The following is a 16,974-nucleotide window of genomic DNA, read 5'->3' as shown; positions in this document are numbered from 1 at the left end:
CGATTGGGCGTGCGTTCCTCCTGAGGATCGCCTGCCGATGGACGCGACGAGCCTGACAGGATTGCTGGCGGGTAGTCCCAGCGCTCGGCGTATCGTCTTTTCGGAGTATCACGTGGAAAAGGTGCGCGCACCCTGCTTTATGGTGCGTGCGGGGAGCTACAAGTATATCTATATCCACGGTCATGGCAGCCAGCTTTTTGATCTGGAGGCGGACCCTGGAGAATGGCATAGTGTGGCCGGACAGCCAGCGCTGCGGGCAGTGGAAGAAGAGCTTCACGCGCGGATGTTGCAGCAGTTCGACCCGGATCGGCTGGCTGCCGATGGCGTGCTGAGTGTCCGAAGACGCGAGATGCTCAGGCAGGCGATGGCACGCAACAACACCCACTGGGACTATTTCGTGTATATCGATGCCACGCAGCAGTATGTGCGGTGATGAGCAGCCGGACCATGTGGAAGCGGACGATTTGGGATGGCTGGACGTTTGTTGATGCGAATGGTAAAATGTTTTATACCATTCTTTGCTTTCCAGCTCGCATAACACTGTCACCAGGAACCAATAAGGAGGCATCCTATGGAAAGGCTACGAGCCAGCGGTTACGGGTTCATGAGTTTGCTTGCGCTACTTGTCCTCGTCGGCAGCGTGCTGGTCCAGCGTCCAGCCTCAGCCGCCACCTCCGATCCTTATGTCAACAGGCAGTGGGGTCTGGCGAAGATCCAGGCGGAGCGTGCCTGGCCGATTGCCAACGGCACCGGCGCGATTATCGCGGTGGTTGATACCGGCGTTGACTTCAACCATCCTGATCTGGCATCCAAGCTCATCTACTATCCCGACGCTGATTTCGTGGAGCCCAATGGCACCTGCACGGGTCGCAGAGATCAGCGCACCTGTGTTCAAGACGGCGCGCAAGATCAGAACGGCCACGGCACGCATGTCGCGGGCATCGCGGCGGCGATCACCAACAACGGCACCGGCGTGGCGGGCGTCGCGCCTGGCGCGCGCATTCTGCCGGTACGTGTGCTGGATGCCGAAGGATCGGGCACCAGCGACCAGATCGCGGCGGGCATTCGCTACGCGGCGGATAAAGGCGCGCACGTGATCAACCTGTCGCTGGGCTTTCTCTCAGGCGTCGGCGAGGTCGTCAAGGTGATCGGCGAGCTTGACGGGGTGTATGCCGCGATCGAGTATGCTCACAGCAAAGGCGCGGTCGTCCTGTTCGCCGCAGGCAACGACTCGGTGCCGCTCTGTGCGGAGCCATCAGCCGCGCCCGGCGTGATCTGCGTGGGCTCCACCGACTCACGTGACCTCCGCTCGTGGTTCTCGAACGGCGACGCAACGCTGATGAAAAATTATCTGGTTGCTCCAGGCGGCGACGGCCTGACCTGTGAGGGTGATATTTTCGCCACCTATCAGACCACGCTGGCGCAAAGCTCGTGCTCGCCGCAGGCGGGCTACGAGGCGCTCGCGGGAACCTCCATGGCAACACCCCACGTCGCCGGCGTCGCGGCGCTGCTCGCCGGCAAGGGCCTGGATCGCGCGCGGATCATGAGCTGTCTGCTTGCCACGACCGACGACCTGGGCACGCCCGGACGCGATCCGATCTTCGGCTATGGTCGGCTCAACGCCTACAAAGCCGTCTCGTCAAGCTGCTAGATCGATCAGAGCGCCTTCACCATCAGGGATCGGACGAATCCGATCCCTGATCGTTTTGCTCACAGCCGGTTAGCCTTGACGCCGTCCCGGCGGCAGGGCGTGGCTCAGGGCCGCGAGCCGCCCCCATGCGGTGTGCGCGCCCGTAGCGGTGACGATAGCTCGCCCGTGACCGGCGACCACGACGGTGCCCATGAACGCCATGCAGCGATCCTCGCACACGGGCGTGCCAGCCTCGTCCACCGTCGAGGCCACCTTGTCGACCGGCTCCGATTCGCCTGTCAGCGCGGCCTCCTGAATGCGCAGGTTGACGCACTCGATCAGTCGGCAATCGGCAGGTACCCAATCTCCGTCCTGGAGCACAATAATGTCCCCCGGAGCCAGATCGCGCGCTGGAATCTGCTCGACGCCTCCGGCGCGCTGAACGTTCGCCTGAGGCATCCTCTCTGTGCGTGTCGTCATCGCTTCCTCCTCATCGCTGCCCGCCGTTCGGGCAGTATCGACTCAGCCCACGGTTCCAAGCCAGCCCCGCCGCACCATCCACTTCACGAGCTCGAGCACGGGAGCGATGCTGCACGCCAGACCGACGATGATCAGCCAGTCGACCGGCGGCAGGCTGAAGGTGCCGAAGGGCGCGTGCAAGAAGGGCACATAGATAATGGCGGCAAGCAGCGCCAGCTCCCACAGGATCGCCAGGTTGAGCCATCGGTTGGCGAACGGTCGGCGGAGCACCGAGTGCCGGTCGGAGCGATAGTTATAGGCTTTGAAGAACTGAATGAGCACCAGTGAGACGAATGTCATCGTCATCGCCTCGGCCAGGGATCGACCGGAGCTGAGCGCCCAGGCGAACAGCCCCAGGTTCACCATCGTCGACCAGAGGCCGCCTGCCAGCATCAGGATGACGACTGGCCGCGTGAAAATGCCGCGTCGCGGGTTGCGCGGCTGGCGTTGCAGCAGATCCGGGTCGGGCGGATCGACCGCCAGGGCCAGCGAGGGCAGGCCGTCGGTGGCGAGGTTGACGTACAAAATCTGGACGGTGGTCAGCGGCAGCGGGAAGCCGAACAGCGACGCTCCGACCATCAGACCAATCTCGCCGATGTTCGACGAGAGCAGATACATCAGGTACTTCTTGATATTGCCGAAGATGCCGCGTCCCTCCTCGACCGCCGCGACAATCGAGGCAAAGTTGTCGTCGGTGAGCATCATCGCGGCGGCCTCTTTGCTCACGTCCGTCCCGGTGATACCCATCGCGACGCCGATGTCGGCTTTCTTGAGCGCGGGCGCGTCGTTCACGCCGTCGCCGGTCATCGCGACGACGTGCCCATGCTGCTGGAGCGCGGTCACGATGCGCAGCTTGTGCGCCGGGGAGACGCGCGCATAGACCTCGATGGTTTCGACCTCGCGCGTCAGATCGGCCTCGCTCAACGCCTCCAGCTCCGCGCCAGTAACAACGCGACCATCCTGAAGCATGCCCAGCTCGCGGGCGACCGCCTGCGCTGTGCGTGGGTGATCGCCCGTGATCATGATCGGACGAATGCCAGCCTGCGCGCAGATCGCGATTGCGGCCTGCGCCTCAGGACGCGGCGGGTCGATCATCCCGACCAGCCCCAGTAAGGTCATCTCGCGCTCGGCCTCCGCCGGATCAGCGACCGGTCGGCGTGCCACCGCCAGCACCCGGAGCGCATCGTCGGCCATCTGCCGCGCCGCCGCCAGGATCGTCTCGCGCTCCGCCCCGTCGAGCGGTCGCGCGCCCTCCGCCGTCATGCCATGGGTACATGCGTCGAGGATCACCTCGGGCGCGCCTTTGGCGTACGCGACCGTGCCGTCGGCTGTGGCGTGCAGGGTCGTCATGCGCTTTGTCTCGGACGTAAAGGGGATCTCATGCACGCGCGGCGTGTGCATGTCCAGCTCGGCCTTGTCCAGCCCGGCCTTCGCCGCGACCACGACGAGCGCCCCTTCGGTGGGATCGCCCTTGATCTGCCAGCGGCCATCGCGCTGCACCAGCCGCGCGTCGGAGCAGAGCGCAGCCGCGCGCAGCAGCTCCACCAGCGGATCATCCGGTGTCACCGGCACGCCAGCCCGCAGGAACGCCCCGGATGGCTCGTAGCCGGTGTTGGTAATCTCGATCCACTGCCCGACGACGAAGATCCGGCGGACGGTCATCTCATCTTTCGTCAGCGTGCCGGTTTTATCGGAGCAGATCACCGAGGTGCTGCCCAGCGTTTCCACCGTCGGCAGGCGGCGGACAAGCGCCCGCCGCCGCGCCATGCGCTGCACCCCGATCGCGAGCGAGATGGTTACTACCGCCGGGAGCGCTTCGGGAACGACCGCGACGGCCAGCGCGATGCCGAAGAGCAGCATTTCCAGAAACGGCTGGCCGCGCAGCAGGCCGAGCGCGACGACGAGCGCGACGACGACCAACGCCGCCTTTGCCAGCGCCTTGCCCACCCGGTCGAGATTTTCCTGCAACGGTGTGCGTCCCGTCTCGACCGTCTGGAGCATGCCCGTGATGCGACCGAACTCCGTCTGCATGCCGGTCGCGACCACGAGCGCCTGGCCGCGACCGTAGGTGACAATCGTGCCGGAGTAGATCATGTTGGTGCGATCTCCGACCGTCAATCGCTCGTCGACGAGCGGCTTGGTGTGCTTGGGCACCGGCAGCGACTCGCCGGTGAGCGCCGCTTCCTCGATCTGCAAGTTGACCGCCTCGATCAGCCGCGCATCCGCCGGAACCCGGTCGCCAGTTCGCAGCAGGATCACGTCGCCCGGCACCAGATCGCGGGCCGGAACCTCGATCTCGTCGCCGTCGCGCAGCACCGTGGCCGTGGGCGCGGCCAGCTCGCGCAGCGCCTCGATCGCACGCTCGGCGCGATATTCCTGCACAAAGCCCAGCAGGACCGCGAACAGCACGATGATCGCAATCACCACCGCTTCGACGCCGTGCCCGAGAAACGCGGAGAGCGCCGTCGCGACGAGCAGGATCAGCACGAGCACATTCCGGAACTGCTCGACGAGCAAGGCCCAGGGCGAGTTGCGGGCGGCGACATGCAGCTCATTCGGGCCGTACTCGGCCTGACGCCGCGCACGCTCGACCGGCGCCAGGCCAGCAGGCGTGGAGCGCAGACGGCGAAAGACGACCTCGGTCGGTAAGGTATGCCAGAGGGCTGGGGTTTCCATAAGCGGCCTGCCTCTTCTGCCAAGATAGGCCGTGGGGAAGATACAGGCGACGAGCATCCCACGGCGTCATGTGTCGTGGTGGTCTCGCCAAAAGTGCTGCCGCACTCATAGCCAGCCGGGAGCGATGCTCCGTCTTGACGACTGGCTAGTCCATCCGTGGTGGCTACTCCCCTACCACCCTAATCATAGCAGATGCGCACAATGAGATTCATCGGCGGCATGTTCACGGAAGGTTGAGGTATCGCAACGCAGGTAGGTTATATCGTCACCGTTGTTGTAGGAATAAAGATTCTCGGTATTGCCTGAATGCTGGCGGAGCACGATACACACAGCGCGGGGCACGCCGACGACGTGCCCCGCGCGATCGTGCGGGTTCGATCAGGTGATACGCCTACTTGAGCGGGGCGTAGCCCAGGCCACGCAGCAGATCGGCGATCACTTTGTGGCCGGTGTCATTGGGGTGCAAGCCGTCGAAGGCGAGATAGCCCTTGCTGTGCGGATCGATATCGCCGTTCGGGCCGTTGAACGCGGCATACACTTTGGCGTAGGGAATATTATTGGCCGCCGCGCTGAGCCGCACATGCTCGGCAGCCTCATCGACGTAGGGCTTGAAGGCCTGGAAATCGTTCAAACCGTTATCCGCGGCCCAGGTATCCGCAGCTTTGTCCTCGTCCACATACGGGTTGTATGCGTCCATGGTCCGAATGATGGTGGTGCTGGTGCTGCGGAGCGCCAGGATTTCCGCCACGATCGCATCCCAGTTGGCTTTGAGCTGGACTCGGGTTGCGCGAAGGCAATCTTGATTATCAGTGCCGCCACAGGTTCGCGCTTTATACCTGTCACGGGCTGCCCGCAGATCGTTGCCGCCGATGTCCCAGGTCACGACCTGCGAGCTGCTAACCGCATTGCGGAAGGTAGCGTTGGTGCGCAGCGCATTGAGCAGATCGGTGCTGGTCCAGCCATTCTGTGAGAGATTGCTCAGGCTGATGGTCGAGCCTGTATCGGTCTGCATATAGGTCTGATACCGTGGCACATAGCCGCGCTGGGCCAAAAACCCGGTCCCCAGCGAATCACCAAGCGCCGTGTACTTCCAGGTTACTGCGGTGGACGGCGGCTGGCTGGGTGCAGCCGTGACCGGCGCTGCGAGCTGTGATACGACCAGGCCTGCTGCTGCGACCATGCCGAGCAAGCGACGAGTAACGCCGCCGAAGCGGGTGGATTGTCTGCGTGAGCGCTGCTGTTCTGCGGCGAACAGTTCCATCATTGGACTCCTTCTGTGCGACAATAGTAGCGAACCGAACGATACGCGGCTTCGATCAGGCCGGGCCTGGAGTGGGGGCTCTCGGAGCGGACCCGTTGCCGGAAGCCCGGCGAGGATTATAACTATTTTTAAACCATTTAATCAATCCGTACTATAGGCCTACCAGTTACTCAGGACCACCAGCGGCACCATCGATCACGCAGATGCGCACAAAGAACCGCCTCCTGGCGCAAGCAGGAGCGATAGCATTTTGCTTTTTCCCGCATATCTGCTAAAATACCGGTAGCGATAAGCTTCACCCCGCACCATGTATTCGATCCTGCGGGGCAGGGCATGAGCCGATCAGGAGATGCTACCGTCTTCGTTCTGCCGCTGAAGGCATGCGGCGCGGGTTCCATCCTAGAGCATAAGGACCTGAGATCACCCTATGACGAACACGATTCTCGATCGCTACCTGGCCGATCTCCAGCAGCGGCCCAACCGCAGCGGGCGGCTCGCTTCCCCGGCGACGATCCGCGCGGCGCGTGCCGACCTCCAGGGCTTTATCAACTGGTGGGAGCAGGCCCACCGCGTGAGCTTTGACGTCGCCCACATCCTCGATCGGGATCTGCGGGCCTGGCAGCGCCACCGTCAGCGCGAGGACGGCGCGAAACCGGCCACGATCAACCGCGCCCAGGCCAGCCTGCGGGCTTTCTTCGCCTGGGCACAGCAGGAAGGGCTGATCGCCCACAATCCCACAGCGGAGCTGCACGATCTGCCGATCGAGGACGGCGCGCCCCGGAGCCTGCCGCCCACCGCCGTCGAGTGGCTGGTCCGGGCAGCCTCCGCCCAACCAGACGCCACAGCGCGCCTCCGCGATCTGGCGCTGATTACCTTGCTCAGCGAGTGTGGCCTGCGCTCGCAGGAAGCCGCCGACGTGCAGCTCCGCGATCTGGACCTTGACGGCGCGATGCTCGCGGTGCGCAGCGGCAAAGGCGGGAAAGGTCGGCGCGTGCCGCTGACCGTGGAGGCGGTGCGCCGCCTGCGGGAGTACCTCAAGGTGCGCTGTCCCTCTGGCCTGCCGCCGATCGGCAGCGCGGCGGAGCGCGAGCCGCTGCTGATGAAGCGCACCATGACCAAAGCTGGAGCGCCCTGGGAGCCGGGATTGCAGCCGGTGAGCATGCGCAAGCACCTGGGCGAGCTGGGAAGAGCTGCGGCAGAGCTGCTGCGAGCCCGAGCGGCGAAGGAGCCGAGCCTCCAGCGCGTGGCTGAGCTCGAAGCGCTTGCGCGGCACCTGGTAGCGGTCAGCCCACATCAGCTTCGGCATGGCCTCGCGTACCGGCTCTGGAAGCAGGCCACGCCCGCGCACGTTCAGCGCATCTTGGGCCATAGCCGCGTGAGCACGACGCTGAAGTATGGCAAGCCCACCGAAGATGACCTGCGAGATGCCCTGGAGGAGGCGAATCGGATCAGCTAGGCAGGCGGCGCGGCCAGAGGGTCGAAATCACCGTGGGCCATGCCGCAGGGGTTGCCTGCTACCTCCGTCAGCCTTCGCCCAGGATGCAGATCGAGGCCATGTCTTGCTGCCATCCGCCGCTGCACCTCATTGCGCAGGGCGGCCTTGACGACTTTTATCCAAGCGGAGTACGCCATGCGACGACGTGCTCGCGCCGCGCTGCTCGGTGCGGTGTTTGGTGCCGTGCGCGGCTGTCTCGCCTATCTGGTCGATCTTCCTCCCAAGACCTTGCCGCTTTGGGCGCCTGATACGCTGTCCGCAGGACCGCACCGCCCGGCCCCGGCGCGGCACACGATTTACCCCGGACCGGCCATGTCATGGGGTATGCCCAAAAGATCCACCCACAAAGATGCAAACCACCCGGTTCCTACGTACCCTATGTAGAGACAAACGCAGCGGCCCGGCGGCGGTCATCGCCGCGTGCCGCTGGCAGCACCGACGCAGGGCAGGCTACCCGCATCTGCCGCCCGATTCCCGATACCGAACGCGCTCAGGTTTCGTACTGGCTGATCTCGGTGCCGAGGACTGTATGGTGCAGGCTCATGGCTGCTCGTTCTAGGTACAACGAGCACATCTGGAAGGAGGAAGGTCCTATGGCGCGCACAGGATTTCGGAGGATGGTGATCGGGCTGGTGGCGACAATCGCCCTGATCATCGGTGCGGGGTCGGGCAGGCCAACGGCGGCGCAGACGAGCGGGCCACAAATGCTGCACCCACTGCTTGGCGTGCGGCTGGTCAGCACCGGGCTCGTCACCCCAACGAGCATGGCCTTCTTGGGCGATCAGGACATGCTGGTAATCGAGAAGAATACGGGCCGTGTCCAGCGCGTTGTGGCTGGCGTGATCCACGCGACGGTGCTGGACCTCGCGGTCAACTTCGGCTCGGAGCGCGGCCTCCTGGGGATTGCGCTGCATCCCAACTTCCCGGCCAACCCTGGCGTCTACCTGTACTGGACCGAAAGCACCACCGGCGCTGACACCTCGGTGCTCAGCCAGACGCCGCTCTTAGGCAACCGCGTGGACCGCTTTGTGTGGAATGGCGCGGCGCTCACCTTTGATCGCAACCTGATCAGGATTCGTGCGATTCAGGAGGATGCGGGACAGCCGCCGCGCGGCAACCACGACGGCGGCGTGATCACCTTTGGTGCCGACGGCAAGCTCCACATCTTCGTCGGCGACGTGGGACGACGCGGCCAGATGCAGAATCTTCCATGCGGGCCGACGGCAACCTGTCCGGGGCCGATCGTGCCTGACGATCAGTTCGGCGGCCCGGAGCCGGACAATGCCCACCTGACCGGGGTGATCCTGCGGCTTAACGACGACGGCAGCGCCCCGACCGACAATCCCTTCTTCGCGGTCGGTGCGGCGATGGGCGGCGAGGTAGGAGCCAATCTCCAGAAGATCTTCTCCTACGGGCACCGCAACAGCATCGGGATGGCCGTCGACCCGCTATCGGGGCAGCTCTGGCTTCAGGAAAACGGCGACGACTCCTTCAGCGAGATCAACCGGGTCGCGGCGGGGATGAACGGCGGCTGGGTCCAGATCGCCGGGCCGGTCGCGCGGGTCGCCCAGTTCAAAGCGATCGAGACAACCTTCGGAGCGCGGGCGCTACAGCAGATTCGCTGGCCGCCTACCAACATCGCCGACACGCCGGAAGCCGCGCTTTCACGGCTGTTTATGCTCCCTGGCGCGCACTACAGCGATCCTGAGTTTAGCTGGGTGTGGGAGGTGGCACCGGCAGGCATCGGGTTTATGAGCGGGACGGCACTGGGGCCGCAGTTCAGGGGTGATCTGTTCGTGGGCGCGGCCACGCCCCAATTGCAGGGCGGCTACCTCTTCCACATGAACCTGACCGGCAACCGCATGAAGATCGGCGTCGACGATCCTCGCCTTGAGGACCGCGTCGCGGACAATCTCGCCAAGCACGACATCACCGAGAGCGAGAGCCTGCTGATCGGCAGAGACTTCGGCGTGGCGACCGACATCGAAACGGGACCGAACGGCAATCTGTTTGTAGTTTCGCTCTCCCAGGGCGCGATCTACGAGATCTACCGGCGCTAGGCAGCCGCCAGGCGGCGCAGATCCCGACTGTGGGCGGCCCACGCCCCACCGCCCTGCTGCTCGCGTGCGAGTCCACCAGCAACGCACGCGAGCAGCAGCGGAGCGCCCTGTTCCCGTCAAACCTCCGTCTCGAGCGGTTCCCAGATGAACCCTGTTGCGGCGCGCCTGACCCGTCCCAACCCCGGAAAGGCCAGGTGATAGAACAGCGTCAGCATCTTTGCATCCGCCACCCGTGCGAGCGCAGCGCGCCGCGTTGGGACTGAGATGCTGGTGTCGACATCAAAGGACGCCGACCACTCAGGATGGGCAAATTGCATCGGGCTATGCAAGAGGTCGGCCAGATGCATTAATTGCTCCTGCTCGGATTCCAGCAGAACCGCAATCTGGCCGGGCGTGTGCCCCGGAATGGGTACCGCAGCGAGTCCTGGGAGGATCGGCTCGTCCATGTCGATCAGGCGCAGCCCGCATGCCTCAAGCATGGCGGCGATCGGGCCGTGATCGACCGCACCCGCAACGATTCGATCCTGCCAGAACGCCCACTCCGCTTTCGACATGACATAGGTGGCATGCGGAAACACAGGTGTATGATCGTTCGAGAGCAAGCCCAACACATGATCGCCATGCGTGTGCGTAATCACGACCAGCGAAATACTCTCCGGCGCAATACCGGCCAGGCGCATGCTTGCGGGGAGATAGCCCCGGTTGGGCCTGCTCCCCTCCCCGGCATCCACCAGCACCGTCTCGTCGCCGATGCGTGCCGCCAGCACGTTCAAGGAGCTTTCCGCCGCATCCAGCGACAGCCCCAGGTCGGCATACGCCTGACGGTACTCGGCTTCGGTCGCGTCGGGATACCGCCGCACCATGCCAGCCGCCCCAACCACTGAGACGCCGTCGAGCAAGACCGTACCATCGATCCGTCCCACCTTAAAGGCATAGCTTGTTGCGCGCATCCTCAATCCTCCGACACATCGTTTCCCATCACGGGCAGCGCGACGACCTGGCGCGCGGTGCTCCCGTGTGGTTACGAGCATAGTCTACCGGAGAAACTAGCGTATCGTCCGTTGTACCAACCTGCTCTGCGCCGCACCGACAGGCGTCGCCGGGTTAGTGGTGCTATACTCGCATCGTGGATCCAATCCTCTGAGGAGCTACCGATGGGCATTGAGTTCAAGCGACTCGGTGAGGTCAATCGGCGTGACCTTATTGACCTGATGAATCACCCGCTCGTCCGTCGGCAAATGCCGCTGACCGGCGATACATTCGATGAAGCCGCGTGCGACTCGTTCATTGCGGCGAAAGAGCGGCTCTGGACCGAGCATGGCTATGGGCCGTGGGCCTTTGTGGTAGATGGGCAGTTTGTCGGCTGGGGCGGCTTGCAGCCGGAGCACGGCGACGCTGATCTGGCGCTGGTTCTGGCTCCGCAATACTGGGGCATGGGCAAGCTGATCTACATGGAGATCATGCGGCAGGCGTTCGGTGCGATGGGATTCGAGTCGGTGACGATCCTGTTTCCGCCGAGTAGAACGCGCGTCAAAGGGATCTTGCGGCTGGGATTCATGCCGGATGGTGAGGTTATGCTTGGCGGCGAGCGATTTATCCGCTACCGATTGCACAAATCGGCGCACGAGCACCGCGCGCACGGCACGCGCAGACCTTGAGGGCTGGCTATACCATGACGAGCGGCATCCTCCTGTACTCGTGATCGATTGGGATCTTATGCAAGGACGGGCACTATGCGACAGCCTGACCAGCCGGACCGACCCACCGATACCTGGGCGGATAGCGCGGCCTATGAGTCGTATGTTGGCCGGTGGAGCCGTCGCGTGGCGCTGGCCTTTCTCCCCTGGCTCTCGATTGCGCCCGGAAGGCGCTGGCTCGATGTCGGCTGTGGCAGCGGCGCATTAGTCCAAGCCATACTCGATCATGCGCAGCCGGGCGAGATTAAAGGCATCGATCGCTCTCCCGACTATATTCGCTTTCTGTGCCAGACGATCCGCGATCCGCGTGTCAGCTTCGACGTGGCCGATGCCCAATCGTTGCCGTTCAAAACCGGCCAGTATGATGTCGTGGTATCGGGCCTGGTGCTCAATTTCATCCCAGAGCCTGAGGCCGCAGTACGCGAAATGGTGCGGGTCACGCAGCCGGGCGCAACGATTGCGGCCTATGTGTGGGACTATGCCGGAGAGATGCAACTGATACGCCATTTCTGGAATGCTGCGGTGGCGCTCGATCCGGCCATGCGGGAGCGTGATGAGGGCTTGCGGTTTCCGCTGTGCCATCCGAACGCCTTGCGCGCGCTGTTTGAAGGCTGCGGCCTGCATCAGGTGGCCGTGCGGGCGATCGATATTGACACGACCTTTCACGATTTCGACGATTATTGGTCGCCGTTTCTCGGCGGGCAAGGTCCGGCACCGGGCTATGCGATGTCCTTAAGTGAGGATCAGCGGGCGGCGCTGCGGGAGCGCATCCGCGCGACGCTTCCCTTTGCCGACGATGGCTCCATTCCGCTGGTTGCGCGTGCCTGGGCGGTACGCGCTCGTCGCTGAGGCATCCAGCCAGCAACAGCGGCGGCGTATCGTCACGCACCGCCTTCGACGGCGGCGGCTCTATCTCACGCCATCTGTGACCGTATGTGACACACAGCGCATATACACTGCCTCAATACACGCAGCTTGAGGAGGCGATCCGTGTGGAAAAACCGCTTGCCAACACAATCGCGTTAGTCGCTGGCGCAACGCGCGGTGCCGGTCGGGGCATTGCCGTTGAGCTAGGCGCTGCCGGTGCGACCGTCTATGTTACTGGGCGGACCACTCGTACGCAGCGGTCCGAGTACGATCGCCCGGAGACGATCGAAGAAACCGCCGATCTGGTTAGCCAGGCCGGAGGGCACGGCATTGCGATCGCGGTCGATCATCTTGATAGCGGCCAGGTCCAGCGCCTGGTCGAGCGTATCGACCGCGATCATCAGCGTCTTGACGTGCTGGTGAACGACATCTGGGGTGGAGAGCGTTTATTTGAATGGGACAAAACCGTATGGGAGCATTCGCTGGATCGAGGGCTGCGGCTGCTGCGGCTGGCCGTCGATACGCATCTGATTACGAACCACTTCGCCCTTCCGCTGCTGCTCAGGCATCCCGGTGGTCTGGTGATCGAAATGACGGACGGGACGGCAGCCTATAATGCTACGAACTATCGGGTTTCCCATTTCTACGATCTCGCAAAGGCATCGGTCCTGCGCATGGCCTGGGCGCTTGCGCACGAGCTCGGCCCGCACGGCGCGACGGCAGTTGCCCTGACACCAGGCTGGCTGCGATCCGAGATGATGCTCGCAGCATTCGGCGTTACCGAGGAGAACTGGCGTGATGCAACCGCGCATCAACCGCACTTTGTAATATCTGAGACGCCGCGCTACGTCGGTCGTGCGGTCGCCGCGCTGGCCGCCGATCCGCAGGTCGCGCGCTGGAATGGGCAATCCCTGTCGAGCGGACAACTGGCAAAGGTGTATGGCTTCACGGATCTCGATGGATCGCAGCCTGATTGCTGGCGCTATATCGAGGACGTGCAGGATCAAGGGAAGCCAGCGGACGCGACAGGCTATCGCTAGCGGCGCTGGTCCGCCGCACCGGGCGCTCGTGTTGCGCCGGACGATGCAGGGGCGGTAGGTTCAGCGGAGTAGAGCGTCGCCGTCTCCTGATGATGTCTTGTCGACAACGCTCCTCTGATGCGATGAAAACGCGGGACGCTCGGCAGTGACCTCATCGATCAGATCGACCGCAACCAGCCGTAGCTCGCTGGTGTAGTGGTGGCCTTCTGCGTCGATCAGCCAGGTCTGATCGGGTGTCGGCAACATCTCCGTGATCGTGATGGGCTCGTCCGCTTTGCCGGCTTCGATCGTCCGGTGGATCGTCTTTGCCAGGATGTCCAGGTAGATCGGGCTGTCGAAATCAACATAAAACGGCTTGCGCTCGACAGGTGCCTTGACGAACACGAAGCGCGGCATGGTATGCATATGTGCCCAGCGGCGGGCGGCGACAAAGCGCTCGGCCTCGTCCTTGTGCTGCACGAATGGTATGCGCGACGCGGCAAAACTCCATGTCTCGCGGCAGACGACCAGGCGGTCGATCGTGACGCGGGGTGTATGGCTGCTGGCGCGCAGGATCTTAAAGGCATTGATGGTTAGGTAGGAGAGAATATCGCCGAAGACCTCAATCAAGTCGAACTGCGCGTGTCCGTCGCGGGTGCGAGCAACCAATCCCGCGTCGGTATCTTCGATGACCAGCGACCCGATCGGGATCGTCCGCGATCGGTCAGGCTCGTAGGACGGGTTGGGCGCAGCTTCCAGAAAGGTATCGCGCGCGGCTTGCAGCGAAAGCTGCGTCCGTGTCGTCAGGCCCGGCCAATGCTTCGGAGGGATCGAAATCACCCGCGCATTGGGCAGATCGAACTCAAGCGCGCGGAAGATGGTTTCTTTCGACGGATGCTCTTCGAGAAAGAATGCCACGCCGAGGGTATTCGTTGCGACATGCAGCTCACCCATCACAAACTGATAGTCGTCCTGCTGAATGGCTGCGGGATGCGTGGCCGCGATCATCACATCCGGGCTGTGATAGCGGGCCAGGGTCCAGCCGGGTCCGGGCGCATCAAACGCTGCCAGAATTCGGTGGCGCAGCTCGGCGCTGGTGTAGGTGACATGCCGTTGCCCCGGCGCGATAGCGAGGATCGCGGCCCAGCGCTCCTGAAGCTGTGCGCGGCAGGCGTCTACGATCTCGTTAGGGCCTTCAAGCGAAAGCATCGGCTGTCCACGTAGCCACAGGTTGAACGCATCGACGGTCGGGGAGTTGGTTTTCCGGGCCAGCTCGCGATACAGCTTTCCAAATCCCTCACGGTAGGCTGCGGCAACCATCGATGTGAACCAGCGGGCGCTGGTCAGCACGAGCGCCAGGGCCGGACCAAGCGATTCGACAAGCTGTGGTCCAAGATCGACACGAACATTTCGCTGGCAATCTTCATAGACGAGGGTTCGCCCGGCATATGTTTTTCCTTCATGCCGTGTCGCGGCGGTACTGGTCAGCCGCGTAAATATTGCTTCCAGGTCGCCCATCGCCTGATCGAGCGCGTCGGGGTTTCCGGCGGCGCGCGCAACACCCGCTCGCGCCGCTTCAAGCGTGCCGAGCGCTTCGAGCGCCCCGTCACGCAGATGCTCCTGCTTCATCTCTCCAAGCATGCGCCGCAGCTCCTGCTCAGAGTGCGGCCTGACGGGGATACGAAAGCCCCAGGAGATCAGCGCTCGTCCGGCAAAGTATTCAAGCAAGGTGAAGATCTCGGCTTCGCTCTTCAAACCATTGGCCGGATCGCGCAGCAGCTCTGCCGCAAGCTCGTTTGCTGCTCGTCGGCCATCGCACGCTTGCAGGAGGGCTGCCTGGCTTGCTGGCAGCGGGATCGGACTTCGCATCGGCAGATAGAGCATCGTGCCCTCGACATGGACAAACGCCGTGCGGCGCGGCTTGAGCCAGGCGCGCAGCATGGGATCTTTCGCCAGCGTCTCGGCCAGCGCTTCGATGCACCACGACTCGAAGTACACATTGCGCCGGGCAAGCAGCGATGATCCAGGCGCGACCGTGATCGTCTCGCCATGATCGATGAGCGTTGCCCAGCCAACCGGGCCAAAGAAGCCAATCGTATCGTTTTTGAGACAGTAGCGCTGGAGGTAGTTGGCGATCAACTCCTCGTGCTGCCGTCGCTTTGAGGAACGCGGGGTGCTCTCCGGCGCTTTTCGGAGAAGCGGCGCGAGTGCGGTATGGAACGCGCGGTGATTCTGCCAGATGACGGCCTCACGAAACGGATCGGTCGAAGCAATATCATAGATTGCCCGCGATACCGCGCCTATTTCGCGCGAAAGCGTCTCACGAATCTCGCTCCACGCAGCATCGAGCGCTGCAAAGTCGTCTCGCAGCCTGTGGAATACGTCCATATGCAGAGCCAGAATATCATCGGGATTCGGCATCTTGCCGAGCTTAAGCGGTCGAATCGCCGCGACGAGGCTCGTACGTTGCTCTGCGTCGCCATCCTCCAAATCACGCCGCAGCCTCGCCAGCAGATCATCAGCCTGCTGCCGCACCCGCTCTTCGGCCTGAAGGACGCTATCGGCAAGCGCGGCTGAGCGAGGCGCTGCCAGCCTGGGCATATAGTCGGCAGGAAACCCTGCGCCACGCAGCCCCACGCAGCGCCAGAGCGCCCAGTGCGTTCCCGGTAGCCGGGCCAGATGATCGGGCACCTGCCGATGCTGATGGCTGCAATCTGCGTGATCTTCTGCCTCCGTGGGCGCCACCGTGGTTTTCTCGATCTCGTCCATGTTGACCTTTGTCTTGTGCTAGTGCTCGTCGTGCCGCTCATGCTCAGGATCATTCCTGTTCCGTGGAATGGCAGTGATGGAAGGCATGGCCTCATCATAGGTGGAGCGGGATAGCGGTATGAGCGGTGGTTCCTCCAGTGCGCTGTGCTGCATCGATGCCTGCTCGATAGCGGCGGCGAGATCTGCGACAGTCACGGCCTCAAAGAAATCGAGGACGGAGAGTTCGACGTGGAAGGTGGCCTGGATGCGGGCGAGGACCTGGGTGGCGAGCAGCGAGTGGCCGCCCAGCGCGAAAAAGTTGTCCTGCACGCCGACGGTGGCAAGCTGTAACACCTCGGCCCAGATGCGCGCGACCTCCGCTTCCAGCCGCGTGCGCGGCGCGACAAACGTGGCATCGTGGACCGGCGTCGCGCCGTCGGGCACCGGCAGCGCACCGCGATCGAGCTTGCCGTTGGCATTCAGCGGCAGCGCATCCAGAAAGACAAACGCGCTCGGCACCATGTAGGCGGGCAGGCGCGCCGCCAGGAACTGGCGCAGTTCGGAGGTGAGGCCCGCACCCCCCGGCCCCCGCTCCCATTGCAGAGGCGTGGGGGCGGTTTGGTTCTGGGTTTGCCCAGCGGGCACCCGTTCGTGGTTCTCTCCTACGACGTAGGCCACCAGCCGCTGGTCCGGGTGCCCGCCTGCGGGCGGCGTATCCTCGCGCAGCAGCACCACGGCCTCATGCACCGCCGCGTGCTGGCGCAGCACCGCTGCGATCTCGCCCAGCTCGATGCGGAAACCGCGCAGCTTGACCTGCTGATCCCGCCGCCCCAGGAACTCCAGCGCGCCATCCGCCCGCCGCCGCGCGCGGTCGCCGGTGCGGTAGAGCCGCGCGCCCGCTGTCGCGCTGAAGAGATCGGGCACGAACGTCGCGGCGGTCAGATCGGGCCGGTTGAGGTAGCCGCGCGCCACGCCCGCGCCGCCGAGATACAGCTCGCCCAC

At 63.8% G+C, this 16,974-nt stretch carries 13 protein-coding genes; 7 read left to right on the top strand and 6 right to left on the bottom strand.

The genetic code is table 11. The features are described 5' to 3' along the window. Both VFZ66_22945 and VFZ66_22940 read left to right on the top strand, forming a co-directional pair. Positions 1-433, top strand: a 433-nt coding sequence (locus VFZ66_22945; GenBank protein ID HEX6292063.1) for a sulfatase/phosphatase domain-containing protein, incomplete at its 5' end; no start/stop codon positions are given. A 138-nt stretch (positions 434-571) separates the two neighbouring features. Next, complete coding sequence (locus tag VFZ66_22940; GenBank protein HEX6292062.1) at positions 572-1,651, top strand: S8 family peptidase; 1,080 nt, start codon at positions 572-574, stop codon at positions 1,649-1,651. A 69-nt stretch (positions 1,652-1,720) separates the two neighbouring features. On the opposite strand, the gene VFZ66_22935 is transcribed toward VFZ66_22940, so the two are convergent. The 3 genes from VFZ66_22935 to VFZ66_22925 form a co-directional block, all read right to left on the bottom strand. Next, complete coding sequence (locus tag VFZ66_22935; GenBank protein ID HEX6292061.1) at positions 1,721-2,110, bottom strand: hypothetical protein; 390 nt, start codon at positions 2,108-2,110, stop codon at positions 1,721-1,723. Between the two features lie 42 nt (positions 2,111-2,152). Continuing rightward, the gene (locus tag VFZ66_22930; protein HEX6292060.1) at positions 2,153-4,825 is read right to left on the bottom strand and encodes a calcium-translocating P-type ATPase, SERCA-type; all 2,673 of its coding nucleotides are present in this window, start codon (positions 4,823-4,825) and stop codon (positions 2,153-2,155) included. A gap of 391 nt (positions 4,826-5,216) precedes the next feature. Further along, positions 5,217-6,089 carry a GDSL-type esterase/lipase family protein gene (locus tag VFZ66_22925; protein HEX6292059.1) on the bottom strand — a complete coding sequence of 291 codons (873 nt, stop codon included), beginning with the start codon at positions 6,087-6,089 and terminating at the stop codon, positions 5,217-5,219. A gap of 424 nt (positions 6,090-6,513) precedes the next feature. Here VFZ66_22925 and VFZ66_22920 point away from each other — a divergent pair, with 424 nt between their 5' ends. Then, positions 6,514-7,542, top strand: coding sequence for a tyrosine-type recombinase/integrase (locus tag VFZ66_22920; GenBank protein HEX6292058.1), 1,029 nt, complete (start codon positions 6,514-6,516; stop codon positions 7,540-7,542). A gap of 632 nt (positions 7,543-8,174) precedes the next feature. Further along, the gene (locus VFZ66_22915; protein ID HEX6292057.1) at positions 8,175-9,641 is read left to right on the top strand and encodes a PQQ-dependent sugar dehydrogenase; all 1,467 of its coding nucleotides are present in this window, start codon (positions 8,175-8,177) and stop codon (positions 9,639-9,641) included. 116 nt (positions 9,642-9,757) lie between these two features. On the opposite strand, the gene VFZ66_22910 is transcribed toward VFZ66_22915, so the two are convergent. Further along, the gene (locus VFZ66_22910; GenBank protein ID HEX6292056.1) at positions 9,758-10,591 is read right to left on the bottom strand and encodes an MBL fold metallo-hydrolase; all 834 of its coding nucleotides are present in this window, start codon (positions 10,589-10,591) and stop codon (positions 9,758-9,760) included. Between the two features lie 204 nt (positions 10,592-10,795). On the opposite strand from VFZ66_22910, the gene VFZ66_22905 reads away from it, so the two are divergent. The 3 genes from VFZ66_22905 (at position 10,796) to VFZ66_22895 (ending at position 13,245) form a co-directional block, all read left to right on the top strand. After that, positions 10,796-11,299 carry a GNAT family N-acetyltransferase gene (locus VFZ66_22905; GenBank protein ID HEX6292055.1) on the top strand — a complete coding sequence of 168 codons (504 nt, stop codon included), beginning with the start codon at positions 10,796-10,798 and terminating at the stop codon, positions 11,297-11,299. Between the two features lie 75 nt (positions 11,300-11,374). Beyond that, a complete protein-coding gene (locus VFZ66_22900) occupies positions 11,375-12,187 on the top strand; it encodes a class I SAM-dependent methyltransferase (protein HEX6292054.1) in 813 nt (270 codons plus the stop codon). A 143-nt stretch (positions 12,188-12,330) separates the two neighbouring features. Further along, complete coding sequence (locus tag VFZ66_22895) at positions 12,331-13,245, top strand: SDR family oxidoreductase (GenBank protein HEX6292053.1); 915 nt, start codon at positions 12,331-12,333, stop codon at positions 13,243-13,245. 60 nt (positions 13,246-13,305) lie between these two features. Here VFZ66_22895 and VFZ66_22890 read toward each other — a convergent pair whose 3' ends face one another. Next, positions 13,306-15,993, bottom strand: a complete 2,688-nt coding sequence (locus VFZ66_22890; protein HEX6292052.1) for a lantibiotic dehydratase — start codon at positions 15,991-15,993, stop codon at positions 13,306-13,308. Between the two features lie 18 nt (positions 15,994-16,011). Next, positions 16,012-16,974 (bottom strand): phosphopantetheine-binding protein (locus VFZ66_22885; protein HEX6292051.1); only part of this gene is annotated, 963 nt, incomplete at its 5' end.

This window comes from Herpetosiphonaceae bacterium, from assembly GCA_036374795.1.
GTDB lineage: Bacteria > Chloroflexota > Chloroflexia > Chloroflexales > Kallotenuaceae > LB3-1.
Note: the sequence above shows the minus strand (reverse complement) of the source record. Positions and strands in the feature narration are given on the sequence as shown.

Coding starts and splice junctions, on each gene's coding strand:
- VFZ66_22940 (HEX6292062.1), top strand. CDS start 572: ATGGAAAGGCTACGAGCCAGCGGTTACGGGTTCATGAGTTTGCTTGCG.
- VFZ66_22935 (HEX6292061.1), bottom strand. CDS start 2,110: ATGACGACACGCACAGAGAGGATGCCTCAGGCGAACGTTCAGCGCGCC.
- VFZ66_22930 (HEX6292060.1), bottom strand. CDS start 4,825: ATGGAAACCCCAGCCCTCTGGCATACCTTACCGACCGAGGTCGTCTTT.
- VFZ66_22925 (HEX6292059.1), bottom strand. CDS start 6,089: ATGATGGAACTGTTCGCCGCAGAACAGCAGCGCTCACGCAGACAATCC.
- VFZ66_22920 (HEX6292058.1), top strand. CDS start 6,514: ATGACGAACACGATTCTCGATCGCTACCTGGCCGATCTCCAGCAGCGG.
- VFZ66_22915 (HEX6292057.1), top strand. CDS start 8,175: ATGGCGCGCACAGGATTTCGGAGGATGGTGATCGGGCTGGTGGCGACA.
- VFZ66_22910 (HEX6292056.1), bottom strand. CDS start 10,591: ATGCGCGCAACAAGCTATGCCTTTAAGGTGGGACGGATCGATGGTACG.
- VFZ66_22905 (HEX6292055.1), top strand. CDS start 10,796: ATGGGCATTGAGTTCAAGCGACTCGGTGAGGTCAATCGGCGTGACCTT.
- VFZ66_22900 (HEX6292054.1), top strand. CDS start 11,375: ATGCGACAGCCTGACCAGCCGGACCGACCCACCGATACCTGGGCGGAT.
- VFZ66_22890 (HEX6292052.1), bottom strand. CDS start 15,993: ATGGACGAGATCGAGAAAACCACGGTGGCGCCCACGGAGGCAGAAGAT.